General features: G+C 57.0%; 16 protein-coding genes. 3 read left to right on the forward strand and 13 right to left on the reverse strand.

Annotation, left to right across the window (positions count from 1 at the left end; all coding sequences use genetic code 11):
• Positions 1–141 precede the first annotated feature (141 nt).
• From D8U70_RS07730 to thrS, 8 genes are all read right to left on the reverse strand, one after another.
• Positions 142–498, reverse strand: coding sequence for a MerR family transcriptional regulator (locus D8U70_RS07730; protein ID WP_003179985.1), 357 nt, complete (start codon positions 496–498; stop codon positions 142–144).
• Positions 479–781: an integration host factor subunit alpha gene (gene ihfA / locus D8U70_RS07735; RefSeq protein ID WP_002553164.1), complete on the reverse strand. Its 303-nt coding sequence runs from the start codon at positions 779–781 to the stop codon at positions 479–481. The genes D8U70_RS07730 and ihfA overlap by 20 nt, the downstream gene beginning before the upstream one ends.
• A gap of 3 nt (positions 782–784) precedes the next feature.
• Positions 785–3,163, reverse strand: coding sequence for a phenylalanine--tRNA ligase subunit beta (pheT, locus tag D8U70_RS07740; protein WP_056784444.1), 2,379 nt, complete (start codon positions 3,161–3,163; stop codon positions 785–787).
• Positions 3,164–3,189: 26 nt separating this feature from the next.
• Positions 3,190–4,206, reverse strand: coding sequence for a phenylalanine--tRNA ligase subunit alpha (gene pheS / locus D8U70_RS07745; RefSeq protein WP_003226365.1), 1,017 nt, complete (start codon positions 4,204–4,206; stop codon positions 3,190–3,192).
• Positions 4,207–4,315: 109 nt separating this feature from the next.
• A complete protein-coding gene (gene rplT / locus D8U70_RS07750) occupies positions 4,316–4,672 on the reverse strand; it encodes a 50S ribosomal protein L20 (protein WP_002553161.1) in 357 nt (118 codons plus the stop codon).
• 27 nt (positions 4,673–4,699) lie between these two features.
• A complete protein-coding gene (rpmI, locus tag D8U70_RS07755) occupies positions 4,700–4,894 on the reverse strand; it encodes a 50S ribosomal protein L35 (protein WP_002553160.1) in 195 nt (64 codons plus the stop codon).
• A 60-nt stretch (positions 4,895–4,954) separates the two neighbouring features.
• Complete coding sequence (infC, locus tag D8U70_RS07760) at positions 4,955–5,506, reverse strand: translation initiation factor IF-3 (RefSeq protein WP_169432615.1); 552 nt, start codon at positions 5,504–5,506, stop codon at positions 4,955–4,957.
• Complete coding sequence (gene thrS, locus D8U70_RS07765; protein WP_024012407.1) at positions 5,506–7,428, reverse strand: threonine--tRNA ligase; 1,923 nt, start codon at positions 7,426–7,428, stop codon at positions 5,506–5,508. Before thrS ends, infC begins: the two co-directional genes overlap by 1 nt.
• A gap of 370 nt (positions 7,429–7,798) precedes the next feature.
• Between thrS and D8U70_RS07770 the strand changes: the two genes are divergently transcribed.
• Both D8U70_RS07770 and D8U70_RS07775 read left to right on the forward strand, forming a co-directional pair.
• Positions 7,799–8,101: a hypothetical protein gene (locus D8U70_RS07770; RefSeq protein WP_016774048.1), complete on the forward strand. Its 303-nt coding sequence runs from the start codon at positions 7,799–7,801 to the stop codon at positions 8,099–8,101.
• Positions 8,102–8,390: 289 nt separating this feature from the next.
• Entirely contained in the window at positions 8,391–8,603 is a 213-nt protein-coding gene (locus tag D8U70_RS07775; protein ID WP_003179963.1) for a cold-shock protein, read from the forward strand.
• A 64-nt stretch (positions 8,604–8,667) separates the two neighbouring features.
• Here the strand turns inward: D8U70_RS07775 and D8U70_RS07780 are convergent, their stop codons facing one another.
• Positions 8,668–8,985, reverse strand: a complete 318-nt coding sequence (locus tag D8U70_RS07780; RefSeq protein WP_130902656.1) for an I78 family peptidase inhibitor — start codon at positions 8,983–8,985, stop codon at positions 8,668–8,670.
• 166 nt (positions 8,986–9,151) lie between these two features.
• Positions 9,152–9,454, reverse strand: a complete 303-nt coding sequence (locus D8U70_RS07785; protein WP_122751116.1) for a hypothetical protein — start codon at positions 9,452–9,454, stop codon at positions 9,152–9,154.
• A gap of 130 nt (positions 9,455–9,584) precedes the next feature.
• Between D8U70_RS07785 and D8U70_RS07790 the strand changes: the two genes are divergently transcribed.
• Positions 9,585–9,785, forward strand: a complete 201-nt coding sequence (locus D8U70_RS07790) for a hypothetical protein (protein WP_016774045.1) — start codon at positions 9,585–9,587, stop codon at positions 9,783–9,785.
• 34 nt (positions 9,786–9,819) lie between these two features.
• Here D8U70_RS07790 and D8U70_RS07795 read toward each other — a convergent pair whose 3' ends face one another.
• The 3 genes from D8U70_RS07795 to rbsK are packed head-to-tail and all read right to left on the reverse strand — an operon-like array spanning position 9,820 to position 12,198.
• Positions 9,820–10,848, reverse strand: coding sequence for a nucleoside hydrolase (locus D8U70_RS07795; RefSeq protein WP_130928593.1), 1,029 nt, complete (start codon positions 10,846–10,848; stop codon positions 9,820–9,822).
• A gap of 31 nt (positions 10,849–10,879) precedes the next feature.
• The gene (gene rbsD / locus D8U70_RS07800) at positions 10,880–11,284 is read right to left on the reverse strand and encodes a D-ribose pyranase (RefSeq protein ID WP_122751118.1); all 405 of its coding nucleotides are present in this window, start codon (positions 11,282–11,284) and stop codon (positions 10,880–10,882) included.
• A complete protein-coding gene (gene rbsK / locus D8U70_RS07805) occupies positions 11,281–12,198 on the reverse strand; it encodes a ribokinase (RefSeq protein WP_130928594.1) in 918 nt (305 codons plus the stop codon). Before rbsK ends, rbsD begins: the two co-directional genes overlap by 4 nt.
• Positions 12,199–12,204: the final 6 nt, after the last annotated feature.

Raw genomic sequence — 12,204 nt, forward strand, 5'->3', positions numbered from 1 at the left:
CTCGACCCCTAGCACCCCATGCTAGTGCGCTACCGGACTGCGCTACGCCCCGACTGATGTTGCATCTCGCTCTTCACCTCGAAGAGCTCTCAAGAATATATCGCAAGCGTTTGAAAACTGGAAGTATTCAAACGCCGCTTTTTATTTCTTGAGCACCACCAGGACATCTTCCAATTCGGCAATCATCTGCCGAATCATCTGTTTGTACTGGGTGGTATCGTCTTTGGCTTCGTCGCCGGACAGACGCAGACGTGCGCCGCCGATGGTGAAACCCTGATCGTAAAGGAGCGCGCGGATCTGCCGGATCATCAGCACGTCCTGGCGCTGATAATACCGGCGATTCCCGCGGCGTTTGACGGGGTTGAGCTGAGGAAACTCCTGCTCCCAGTAGCGCAGCACGTGTGGCTTTACGGCACACAGCTCGCTGACTTCACCAATGGTGAAGTAGCGTTTGCCCGGGATGACGGGTAGTTCGTCGTTATGACTTGGTTCCAGCATAAGCCTCAACTCGGGCCTTCAACTTCTGCCCTGGACGAAAGGTGACCACACGGCGAGCCGTGATCGGGATTTCTTCCCCCGTTTTCGGGTTGCGGCCAGGCCGCTGGCGTTTGTCCCGAAGGTCGAAATTGCCGAAACCGGACAATTTGACCTGCTCGTTGTCTTCAAGAGCGTGCCTGATTTCCTCGAAAAACAGTTCTACCAATTCCTTGGCTTCCCGCTTGTTCAGGCCCAGCTCTTCATACAGACGTTCCGCCATCTCAGCTTTCGTCAAAGCCCCCATACGTCACTTCCTTAACGTGGCGTTCAACCTTTGTTCGAGCGAGGTGAGGATATTTTGCGTCGTCGAATTCACCTCATCGTCATTAAGAGTGCGCGATGGATGCTGCCAGGTCAAGCCAACTGCAAGGCTTTTTCTATCAGGATCAATACCTTTACCCTGATACACGTCAAACAGCCTGAGCTCTGTGAGCCATTCGCCTGCATTTTCACGGATTACGTCCAGCACAGCCGAGGCCGCGACGTCTTTGTGCGCGATCAGTGCGAGGTCACGACGCACTTCAGGAAAGCGCGACAACTCGTGGAATTTCGGCATTTTACCGAGCGCCACTTCCGCCAGAACCAGCTCGAAGACGAACACCGGACGATCCAGCCCCAAGGCTTTCGACAATTCTGGGTGGATCGCACCAATGAAGCCTACTTCGCGACCTTCACGCTCGATGCGCGCGGTCTGCCCCGGATGCAGCGCCGGGTGTTTGCCCGGAGCAAAGGTGAACGAATCCAAGGCACCAGCGAAACCCAGTACCGCTTCCACGTCAGCCTTTACGTCGAAGAAGTCGACGGTATCCCGACCCTGCGCCCAGCCTTCCGGCAAGCGACTCCCGCAAACAACCCCGGACAGCATAGGCTCTTGCTTCAAGCCCTCAAGCTGACCAACGAAGCGCAGGCCGCTCTCGAACAGACGCACGCGATCCTGCTGACGGTTGAGGTTGTGCTGCAACGCCTTGACCAGACCTGGCCACAACGACGAGCGCATGGCGGCCATATCGTTGGAGATCGGATTGGCCAGCAACAGCGGCTCGACACCTGGATTGAACAGTTCGAACTGACGCGGATCGATGAAGCTGTAAGTGATCGCTTCCTGATAACCACGAGCAACCAGCAGACGACGCAGCTCAGGCAGATCACTACGCGCTTCGGCCTTGGCTTGTGGCGCCAGACGCGCTTGCGGGTAGCGAACCGGCAGACGGTTGTAACCGTACAGGCGAGCCAGCTCTTCGATCAGGTCGACTTCCAGGCTGATATCGAAGCGATGGCTTGGCACTTCAACGCGCCATTGGCCTTCGCCATCAGCGGTAATACTCAGGCCCAAGGCACTGAGCAGACGCTCGACCTGTGCCGAATCCATCTCCATGCCGAGCATCTGAGTGATGCGCTGCGCGCGCAGAGTGATCGGTGCAATCGATGGCAGATGTTGCTCGCTGACGGTCTCGATGATCGGACCAGCTTCGCCGCCAGTGATTTCCAGCAGCAGGCCAGTGGCGCGCTCCATGGCTTCACGGGCCAGCTGCCAGTCAACGCCACGCTCGTAGCGATGCGAAGCGTCGGTATGCAAGCCGTAAGAACGTGCCTTGCCGGCAACCGCAATCTGATCAAAGAACGCAGATTCGAGGAACACATCACGGGTGGTCGCGGAAACACCGCTGTGCTCGCCGCCCATGACACCGGCGATCGCCAGTGCACGAGTGTGGTCAGCGATGACCAGAGTATCGCTACGCAGGCTGACTTCCTGACCATCAAGCAGAACCAGCTTCTCGCCCTCTTCAGCCATGCGCACACGAATGCCGCCATTGATTTCGGCGAGATCGAAAGCGTGCAGTGGCTGGCCGAGCTCGAGCATCACGTAGTTGGTGATGTCGACGGCAGCGTCGATGCTGCGCACGTCGGCGCGACGCAGACGTTCAACCATCCACAGCGGAGTTGGCTTCGACAGGTCGACGTTACGGATGACCCGACCCAAGTAACGTGGGCAGGCAGCTGGGGCCAGCACCTCGACCGAACGGACTTCGTCGTGTACCGCTGCAACCGCAGCCACCACAGGACGGGTTACCGGCACGGCGTACAGCGCGCCGACTTCACGGGCCAGACCGGCCAAGGACAGGCAGTCACCACGGTTGGGAGTCAGGTCAACCTCGATGCTGGCGTCTTCCAGATCCAGGTACACACGGAAATCTTCGCCCACCGGCGCATCGGCCGGCAGCTCCATCAGACCGTCGTTGCCCTCACCGACCTGCAGCTCTGCCTGCGAGCACAGCATGCCGTTGGACTCGACGCCACGCAGCTTGGCCTTCTTGATCTTGAAGTCGCCCGGCAGCTCTGCGCCGATCATGGCGAACGGAATCTTCAGGCCCGGGCGCACGTTTGGCGCTCCGCACACGACCTGGAAGGTTTCCGCGCCATTGCTGACCTGGCACACGCGCAATTTGTCGGCATCCGGGTGTTGCTCGGTACTCAGCACCTCGCCCACCACCACGCCACTGAATACACCGGCGGCCGGCGTAACGCTATCGACCTCAAGACCGGCCATCGACAGACGAGCAACCAGCTCATCGCGATCTACCTGCGGGCTAACCCAGCCACGCAGCCATTGTTCACTGAATTTCATCCTGCTCTCCTAAGAATTCGTTACGACTAGCGAAATTGCGCAAGGAACCGCAAGTCGTTGTCGAAGAACAGACGCAAGTCGTTCACGCCGTAACGGAGCATGGCCAGACGCTCGACGCCCATGCCGAAGGCAAAGCCGGAGAACTCTTCCGGGTCGATGCCGGACATGCGCAGCACGTTCGGGTGAACCATGCCGCAGCCCATCACTTCCAGCCAGCCAGTCTGCTTGCAGACGCGGCAGCCTTTGCCACTGCACATCACGCATTCCATATCGACTTCGGCGGATGGCTCGGTGAACGGGAAATACGAAGGACGGAAACGCACGGCCAGTTCTTTCTCGAAGAACACCCGCAGGAATTCTTCGATGGTGCCTTTGAGATCGGCAAAATTGATATCGCGATCGACCAGCAGGCCTTCGACCTGGTGGAACATCGGCGAGTGGGTGATATCGGAGTCGCTGCGATACACGCGGCCTGGGCAGACGATGCGGATCGGCGGCTGCTTCGATTCCATGGTGCGGACCTGTACCGGCGAGGTGTGGGTGCGCAGCAACATGTTGGCATTGAAATAGAAGGTGTCATGCATCGACCGGGCCGGGTGATGGCCTGGGATGTTGAGCGCTTCAAAGTTGTGGTAGTCGTCTTCGACCTCTGGGCCTTCGGCAATGCCGTAGCCAATGCGGGTGAAGAACTGCTCAACGCGCTCCAGAGTCCGGGTGACCGGATGCAGACCGCCGGAGGTCTGGCCACGGCCCGGCAACGTCACGTCGATGGATTCGGCAGACAGTTTGGCAGCCAGCTCGGCTTCTTCAAACAATGCCATGCGCGCATTGAGAACGCCTGTAACACGTTCCTTGGCAACGTTGATCAGCGCACCGACTTGCGGACGCTCTTCGGCCGGCAGATTCCCCAGGGTCTTCATCACCTGAGTCAATTCGCCCTTCTTGCCAAGGTATTGAACCCGGATTTGCTCCAGGGCATTGATATCTTCAGCGCTTTGCACAGCCTCTAGTGCTTGAGAGACCAGCGCATCCAGGTTTTCCATGTACAGACTCCAGATACAAAATAGGGGAAGAGCTTGAAGGCTCTTCCCCTATTTATGACGTTTAACACCTGGCCCCACAGAGGTGAGGCCGGGTGACTGTCGGGGGTACTTAAGCCAAGGTGGCTTTAGCTTTCTCGACAATCGCAGCAAACGCCGCTTTTTCGTTCACTGCCAGATCAGCCAGAACCTTGCGGTCGATCTCGATGGACGCTTTTTTCAGGCCAGCGATGAAACGGCTGTAGGACAGACCGTTAACACGAGCACCAGCGTTGATACGAGCGATCCACAGAGCGCGGAACTGACGTTTTTTCTGACGACGGTCACGGTAGGCGTACTGGCCTGCCTTGATTACCGCTTGCTTGGCAACACGGAATACGCGGGAGCGTGCGCCGTAGTAGCCTTTAGCAAGTTTCAGAATTTTTTTGTGACGCTTACGGGCAATGACGCCACGCTTTACACGAGCCATGAGTTACTTCCTCTATTCTTGACTAAATTAACGAAGGCGCAGCATGCGCTCGACTTTTGCCACGTCAGACGGATGCAGCAAGCTGCTACCGCGCAGTTGACGCTTACGCTTGGTCGACATTTTGGTCAGGATGTGGCTCTTGAAAGCGTGCTTGTGCTTGATGCCGTTAGCAGTTTTCAGAAACCGCTTGGCAGCACCACTTTTGGTTTTCATTTTTGGCATGTTCGGATACTCCGCATTCAGTTGATAAACATAATCAGAAGGCCTGCCGTGCCCTGTTGATTACTTCTTCTTTTTCGGGGCGATGACCATGATCAGCTGGCGTCCTTCCATCTTAGGATGCTGTTCGACCGAACCGTACTCGAGCAGGTCTTGTTCAACCCGCTTGAGGAGTTCCATCCCCAGCTCCTGGTGGGCCATCTCACGGCCGCGGAATCGCAAGGATACCTTGGCCCTGTCCCCGTCACTCAGGAAACGTACCAGGTTGCGCAGTTTTACCTGGTAATCCCCTTCCTCCGTCCCTGGACGAAACTTGATTTCTTTAACCTGAATCTGCTTCTGGTTTTTCTTCGCCGCGGCAATCTGCTTCTTCTTCTCGAAGATCGATTTGCCGTAGTCCATCACCCGGCAAACAGGCGGGACTGCATCTGCGGAAATTTCCACCAGATCAAGCTTTGCTTCTTCAGCGATACGAAGCGCTTCATCAATCGAGACGATGCCAATCTGCTCGCCATCAGCGCCAATTAACCGAACCTCGCGTGCCGAGATATTCTCGTTGATCGGGGCTTTCGGTGCAGCTCGTTTATCTTGTCTCATTTCACGCTTAATAATAATTACTCCGAATCTGGGCGACCACGCCGGGAAACCGCTTGCGCGAGAAACTCAGCGAACTGGGCGACGGGCATCGAGCCCAGGTCAGCACCTTCACGAGTACGCACAGCGACAGTCTGCATCTCGACTTCCTTATCTCCGATAACCAAAAGATAGGGAACCTTGAGCAAAGTATGCTCGCGGATTTTAAAGCCGATCTTTTCATTTCTCAAGTCGGACTTGGCACGAAATCCGCTTTCGTTGAGAGTTTTTTCAACCTCTGCAACAAAATCTGCCTGTTTATCAGTGATATTCATGATCACCGCCTGGGTTGGCGCGAGCCACGCAGGGAAGGCACCTTCGTAGTGCTCGATCAGAATCCCGACGAAACGCTCAAACGAACCGAGGATCGCGCGGTGCAACATTACCGGGTGTTTGCGGCTGTTGTCTTCAGAGACGTATTCAGCGCCCAAACGGACAGGCAGGTTAAAATCGAGCTGCAAGGTACCACACTGCCAGACGCGACCGAGACAATCTTTCAGCGAGAACTCGATCTTCGGCCCGTAGAAAGCACCCTCGCCTGGCTGCAGATCGTACGGCAGGCCAGCAGAATCAAGGGCTGCAGCCAATGCTGCTTCAGCGCGATCCCACAGCTCATCGGAGCCGACGCGTTTTTCCGGACGAGTGGACAGTTTCATCTCGACTTCGGTAAAGCCGAAATCGCGATAGACGTCCATGGTCAGCTTGATGAACGCAGCGGACTCGGCCTGCATCTGCTCTTCGGTGCAGAAAATGTGCGCGTCGTCCTGGGTGAACGCTCGCACACGCATGATGCCGTGCAACGCACCCGATGGCTCGTTACGGTGACAGGCACCGAACTCGGCCAGACGCATCGGCAACTCACGGTAGCTTTTCAGGCCCTGATTGAACACCTGCACGTGGCACGGGCAGTTCATCGGCTTGATGGCGTAGTCGCGGTTTTCCGACTGAGTGGTGAACATGTTGTCGGCATAGTTGGCCCAGTGCCCGGATTTCTCCCACAGGCTGCGGTCGACGACTTGAGGAGTCTTGATCTCAAGGTAGCCGTTGTCGCGCTGGATCTTGCGCATGTACTGCTCGAGCACCTGATACAGAGTCCAGCCATTCGGGTGCCAGAACACCATGCCCGGCGACTCTTCCTGAGTGTGGAACAGGCCCAGGCGCTTGCCGATCTTGCGGTGATCGCGCTTCTCGGCTTCTTCGATGCGCTGGATGTATGCCGCCAGTTGCTTCTTGTCGGCCCAGGCAGTGCCGTAAACGCGCTGCAACTGCTCGTTCTTGGCGTCGCCACGCCAGTAGGCGCCCGACAGCTTGGTCAGCTTGAAGGATTTCAGGAAACGCGTATTCGGCACGTGCGGACCGCGGCACATGTCGACGTACTCTTCGTGATAGTACAGACCCATGGCCTGCTCGTTCGGCATGTCTTCGACCAGGCGCAGCTTGTAGTCTTCGCCACGGGCCTTGAACACTTCGATCACTTCGGCGCGCGGAGTGACTTTCTTGATGACGTCGTAATCCTTCTCGATCAGCTGCTGCATGCGCTGTTCGATGGCCGCCATGTCTTCCGGCGTAAATGGACGCTCGTAGGCGATGTCGTAATAGAAGCCTTCGTCGATGACCGGGCCGATGACCATCTTCGCGGTCGGGTACAGCTGTTTGACCGCGTGGCCAACCAGGTGCGCGCAAGAGTGACGAATGATCTCCAGCCCCTCTTCATCCTTTGGCGTAATGATTTGCAGGGTCGCGTCGCTGCTGATGATGTCGCTGGCGTCGACCAGTTGGCCATTGACCTTGCCGGCGAGCGTGGCCTTGGCCAGACCTGCACCAATGGATGCGGCGACCTCGGCTACGGAAACCGGGTGATCGAATGAACGTTGACTGCCGTCGGGAAGAGTAATAGTTGGCATGGCGCCTCCTCTCCTAGTGGTGACCCCTACCAAAGGTCACGTGGGTTGGGATGAGCCAGTACAAGATCCGATCCAGGCCATTCAATGACGAACGCCTGCCTTACAGCGGCAGGAGCCTTGCGGCCAACCGGAAAACCGAACCAGAGTGACTGGGATTCAAATCGGAAAAATTCGCACGCCGACCGCTTCGGGACTGAAGGTCATCCGAAGCCTGAGAACGCTTGAGCCCGGCATGCTAGCACAGATGAGCGGTCGCTCACGCCCTGATTTGGCAGAAGGCGAAATGTCCGATTTTATGCCAGAGTGCTGAACTTGATCGGCCCTTGCGCCCTCAGATAACAAGACATTGACCCACAAGGAGCATCCTCGCATGCGTCTGAAAAGCTTATTCGCCGTCGTCGCCCCCGTCGTCCTGCTGCTGCCACTGAGCGCCCATGCCGACTGGCCGAAAGGCGAGCGCGAAAAGTACATGGCCCAGTGCACTCAGGCTGCGACCCAGCAAATCGGTGCTGCAGCGGCGAAATCCCACTGCGCTTGCGGAGCTGACGCCATCAAGTCCTATCCGGCCAGCGACATTCAGGCGCTGATGGACAACAAGGCGACTCCTGAATTGCAACAGAAAGCCCTTGGCCAGATCGCCAAATGCAAGGCAAATACCGCCCCGAAAAAATAAGAAAACCGGGCATTAACATCGGCTGAAAGGCGGAAAAAAGTGCTGGAAATGAGCCTTTTCAGACGATTTATGCAGGTTTTACAGGTTTTTTTATCGTCTTTACGTTTCGCTGAAAGCCTTTCAAACCGGGGCTTTCAGCAGAAACGGGTGGTAAAGAAAACACGACTGATTGGCAAACAGCACGTCCGGGGGGCTCCCAAAGCGAACATTTCGACTATGATACCCGGGTGTGCCCAGTTGGCCTGAGCAGCACAGTACACTGAAAATATATGTTTCTTGGAGATACACCATGTCTAATCGCCAAACCGGCACCGTTAAATGGTTCAACGATGAAAAAGGCTTCGGCTTCATCACTCCTCAAGGTGGCGGTGACGACCTGTTCGTACACTTCAAAGCTATCGAATCCGACGGTTTCAAAAGCCTGAAAGAAGGCCAGACCGTCTCTTTCGTGGCTGAGAAAGGCCAAAAGGGTATGCAAGCTGCACAGGTTCGCCCAGAGTAATTTCTCGGTGCACTAAAAAAACCCCGTCCAAGTGACGGGGTTTTTTATGTCTTGAACAAAGTGTTCAGCCGCAATTGACGCGGGTAACCACCAGGTTGTTGTCGGTGTTCAGATTCAGGCGATCGGAGCGGTATTCCAGGGTGATCATGTCGTTTGGCTTGAGGAAGCGCGCATTTTGCGCCCCAGCCTTCGCACGTGCCTGATCCAGCAATTCAGGGGATGCCTTCTTGCCGATGGCGAATTGCGCTGCCGATGCTTCGCAGCGGCTGCTCCCCGATTCAGCAGCCACGGGTTCCTTTGCCGACTCGCTGGAGGTTGTGCTGCAACCAGCCAACAGAGCAGCGGCCATCAGTGCACCCAGTGTCGCGAACTTCAAAGGCATGAAGCCTCCTTGTTTTCAAATGTTTAAGCAGAGATCGTGCGACCGCCAATGCGGCGTTTGGTTTCAAGGCTCAAGCCATGCCCTGCCCCACGAGCGGAAAAATGCCGAGTGTGCCTGAGCCGCCCTGTCCGGCTCATCAAACATTCGTGACTGAATATTAACGACCTCAATAAACGTCGATGTAGTCGTAGGGCGGATTCGGCCAGTTGTCTTTGAGTGCGTTGAAAATCTGCATCACCCAGACTTCATCGCTGGCTGCGACGTTACCCACATAGCCGGAGCCCTTTGCCCAGGTTTCCAGGCGAAACAGCAGACCGTCGATATCCTGCCCACCGGTCACGGTTGACAAATAGGCGATGCCGTCTTTGGTCACGCGCAATTGGTTGTGTACGTCGTCACTGCCCGAGGCGAGCAATTGGCGCACTGCTTCGAGTGTGAGGCCGTCAGGGCTATTCAGATCGATCTGCACAACAGGGTCCTTGGTAAGCCGGAAAAGACCAAGTGTCGCATAGCGCTCCGCTCATGCCTAAGTCGCAGTGCCAAACGCCGCGCAAAATGGTTAACTCGAAAAACAGACATCCTGACCTTTCGAGCCTCCCATGACCAGTGTAAGCATCGACGCCGCCATCAACGCCAAATGGGCCGAAGGACACAGCTCTTACAGCCCCGGCACGACGGAAGAACTGGCGCTGATCGGCATCGATCTACTGGTCAAGGAGTTGGGAATAGAAGCGGCGCAGCATTTTATCAATCAGGTATTCGAACGCTATCCGATCGGCCAGGCCGAACAGCCGCAGTGAAAACCCGCAGGCAAACTGCCTGCGGGTCGACGACTTATTTCAGGCGGTTCAGGCGCTCGGTCAGCAGATCAAAGAACCCCTGGGCGTCGCCATTTTCGACCCAGAACGCATTCTTCGGTGCTTTCAAACCGTCATACCAGTCAACGATGGTCTGGCCGAATGTCGGTCCTTCACGACTATCCACCACGACGTTGACCGACCGACCGGTAAACAGCTCAGGCTTGAGCAGATACGCCACAACGGTGGCGTCATGCACCGGGCCGCCGGGAATGCCGTAGTGCTCCATATCGCCCTTGATGTATTCGTTGAGAATGTCGCCGACGATCTTGCTCGCATTGTTGTTCAGCGCGGCGATCTGCTTCAGGCGCGCGTCACTGGTCAAGATCTTGTGGGTCACGTCCAGCGGCAGATAGGTGAGTTTCACCCCGCTCTTGAGCACCACCTCGGCAGCCTGCGGATCGGCGAACAGGTTGAATTCAGCCACAGGAGTGATGTTGCCACCGTTGAAATGCGCCCCGCCCATGATCACCACTTCCTTGATGCCCTGAACGATTTCCGGCTCCTGGATCAATGCCAGAGCCAGGTTGGTCTGCGGGCCGAGCATGGCGATGGTGATGCTGTGAGGTTTGGCCGATTTAAGAGTGTCGATCAGATAATTGACCGCATTTCCTTGCGCCAGGCCTTTCTTCGGCTCGTGAACCGTCACGCCCGACAAGCCTTCCTTGCCATGAATATTCTCGGCGTAAATCGGCGTGCGCATCAGTGGCTTCGGTGCGCCAGCGTAAACCGGCACGTCTTCGCGCCCTGCCCATTCGCGAGCGAGTCGCGCGTTGCGCGAAGTCTTGTCCAGGCGCACGTTGCCGGCGACAGTCGTTAACGCGCGGATATTCAATTCATCCGGCGACGCCAGCGCGAAGAGCAAAGCGACAACGTCGTCAGCGCCTGGATCGGTGTCGATGATCAAATCGATTTTTTCAGCGGCCTGAACGCCGGTCGCAGTTATCACAGACAAAAGCAGCAGACCCCGAAGCAGTTGATGGATTTTTTCAGCATAGCGTTGCATAGCGCATTCCTTGTGCAGGTGATATCGGAAATCAGAATGTAACCCCGGCGACCAGAACGATGTTGCAGTACGGCTGACATTCTCCTGTACGAATGATCGCCCTGGCTTGTCGGCTCAGTACCTTGAACTGCTCGTGAGTGAGCAGATCCCTACGGCCCAGCGCGCTCTCTTCGTTCATCGCGTCCAGATCGGCCAGCGCCGAGGGCTGCTTATCGAAGATCTCTCTGGCCAGCACATGGCTTTCCACCTGCATCTCGCTGAGTACGACTTTCAGCGTGCTGACGAAATCAGGGATGCCATGGGTCAGCGCCAGATCAATCAGCTCGACACCCGGCGGCACGGGCAAACCGGCGTCGCCGATCACGACCATGTCACCGTGGCCAAGCGAAGCGATCAGTCGCGACAGCGCGACGTTGAGTAATGGAGTCTTTTTCATGCGGGTCTGAACGCCTGTACTTCGGACATGGTTGGAATCGACGGTTGTGCACCGGCGCGGGTAACCGACAGCGCAGCGGCGATCTGACCGTAGCGGATCGCCTCGGCCTCGGATTTGCCATCGGCCAGCGCTGCGGCGAAACCGCCGACAAAGGTGTCGCCTGCGGCCGTGGTATCGACCGCCTTCACGGTCGGCGCGGGGAAGTGTTCAAAGCCCTTGCCATTGGCGAACAACGACCCCTGCGCGCCCAACGTGACGATGACTTTGCCCGCGCCCATGGCAATCAACTGAGTGGCAGCCGTTTCTGCCGACTTCAGCGAGTCGACAGCGAGCCCGCTCAATGCGGCGGCTTCGCTTTCGTTGGGAATCAGATAGTCGATGGCGGCAAACCAGTCTGCCGGCAAAGGACGGCTGGCCGGCGCCGGATTGAGGATGACGGTCTTGCCCAGTTCACGTGCACGCTTTAGCGCATGCCCGACCGTCGCATCGGGAATCTCGAGCTGACAGATCAGCACATCGGCGGCTTGCAAAACCGCATCAAAACGGTCAATTACTGCTTCCGTCATTGCGCCGTTGGCTCCGGCGACAATCACGATGGCGTTCTGGCTGTTGTCATCCACCACAATCAGCGCCACGCCACTGGAATCCTCTACGACGCTGACAGCCTCGCAGTCGATGTGCTCGGCGAGCAAGGCATCGCGCAATCGCACACCGTAGTCGTCATTTCCCACGCAACCGATCATCGCCACCTGCGCACCCAGACGAGCAGCGGCAACTGCCTGATTGGCGCCCTTGCCGCCCGACACGGTGGCAAAGGAATGACCAATCAGCGTTTCACCGCCGCGCGGCAGCCGTGGCGCCCGGGTGACCAGGTCCATGTTCAGGCTGCCTATTACCACTACATTTGCTGGCATACATCA

The organism is Pseudomonas sp. Sample_20 (genome assembly GCF_004307585.1).
GTDB lineage: Bacteria > Pseudomonadota > Gammaproteobacteria > Pseudomonadales > Pseudomonadaceae > Aquipseudomonas > Aquipseudomonas atacamensis.

What these genes read in the sequence shown, in the direction of transcription:
- D8U70_RS07770 (WP_016774048.1), top strand. Translation starts at nt 7,799, where the DNA reads ATGCGTCTGAAAAGCTTATTCGCCGTCGTCGCCCCCGTCGTCCTGCTG.
- D8U70_RS07775 (WP_003179963.1), top strand. Translation starts at nt 8,391, where the DNA reads ATGTCTAATCGCCAAACCGGCACCGTTAAATGGTTCAACGATGAAAAA.
- ihfA (WP_002553164.1), bottom strand. Translation starts at nt 781, where the DNA reads ATGGGGGCTTTGACGAAAGCTGAGATGGCGGAACGTCTGTATGAAGAG.
- D8U70_RS07795 (WP_130928593.1), bottom strand. Translation starts at nt 10,848, where the DNA reads ATGCAACGCTATGCTGAAAAAATCCATCAACTGCTTCGGGGTCTGCTG.
- D8U70_RS07730 (WP_003179985.1), bottom strand. Translation starts at nt 498, where the DNA reads ATGCTGGAACCAAGTCATAACGACGAACTACCCGTCATCCCGGGCAAA.
- pheS (WP_003226365.1), bottom strand. Translation starts at nt 4,206, where the DNA reads ATGGAAAACCTGGATGCGCTGGTCTCTCAAGCACTAGAGGCTGTGCAA.
- D8U70_RS07790 (WP_016774045.1), top strand. Translation starts at nt 9,585, where the DNA reads ATGACCAGTGTAAGCATCGACGCCGCCATCAACGCCAAATGGGCCGAA.
- rbsD (WP_122751118.1), bottom strand. Translation starts at nt 11,284, where the DNA reads ATGAAAAAGACTCCATTACTCAACGTCGCGCTGTCGCGACTGATCGCT.
- D8U70_RS07780 (WP_130902656.1), bottom strand. Translation starts at nt 8,985, where the DNA reads ATGCCTTTGAAGTTCGCGACACTGGGTGCACTGATGGCCGCTGCTCTG.
- rbsK (WP_130928594.1), bottom strand. Translation starts at nt 12,198, where the DNA reads ATGCCAGCAAATGTAGTGGTAATAGGCAGCCTGAACATGGACCTGGTC.
- rpmI (WP_002553160.1), bottom strand. Translation starts at nt 4,894, where the DNA reads ATGCCAAAAATGAAAACCAAAAGTGGTGCTGCCAAGCGGTTTCTGAAA.
- pheT (WP_056784444.1), bottom strand. Translation starts at nt 3,163, where the DNA reads ATGAAATTCAGTGAACAATGGCTGCGTGGCTGGGTTAGCCCGCAGGTA.
- rplT (WP_002553161.1), bottom strand. Translation starts at nt 4,672, where the DNA reads ATGGCTCGTGTAAAGCGTGGCGTCATTGCCCGTAAGCGTCACAAAAAA.
- thrS (WP_024012407.1), bottom strand. Translation starts at nt 7,428, where the DNA reads ATGCCAACTATTACTCTTCCCGACGGCAGTCAACGTTCATTCGATCAC.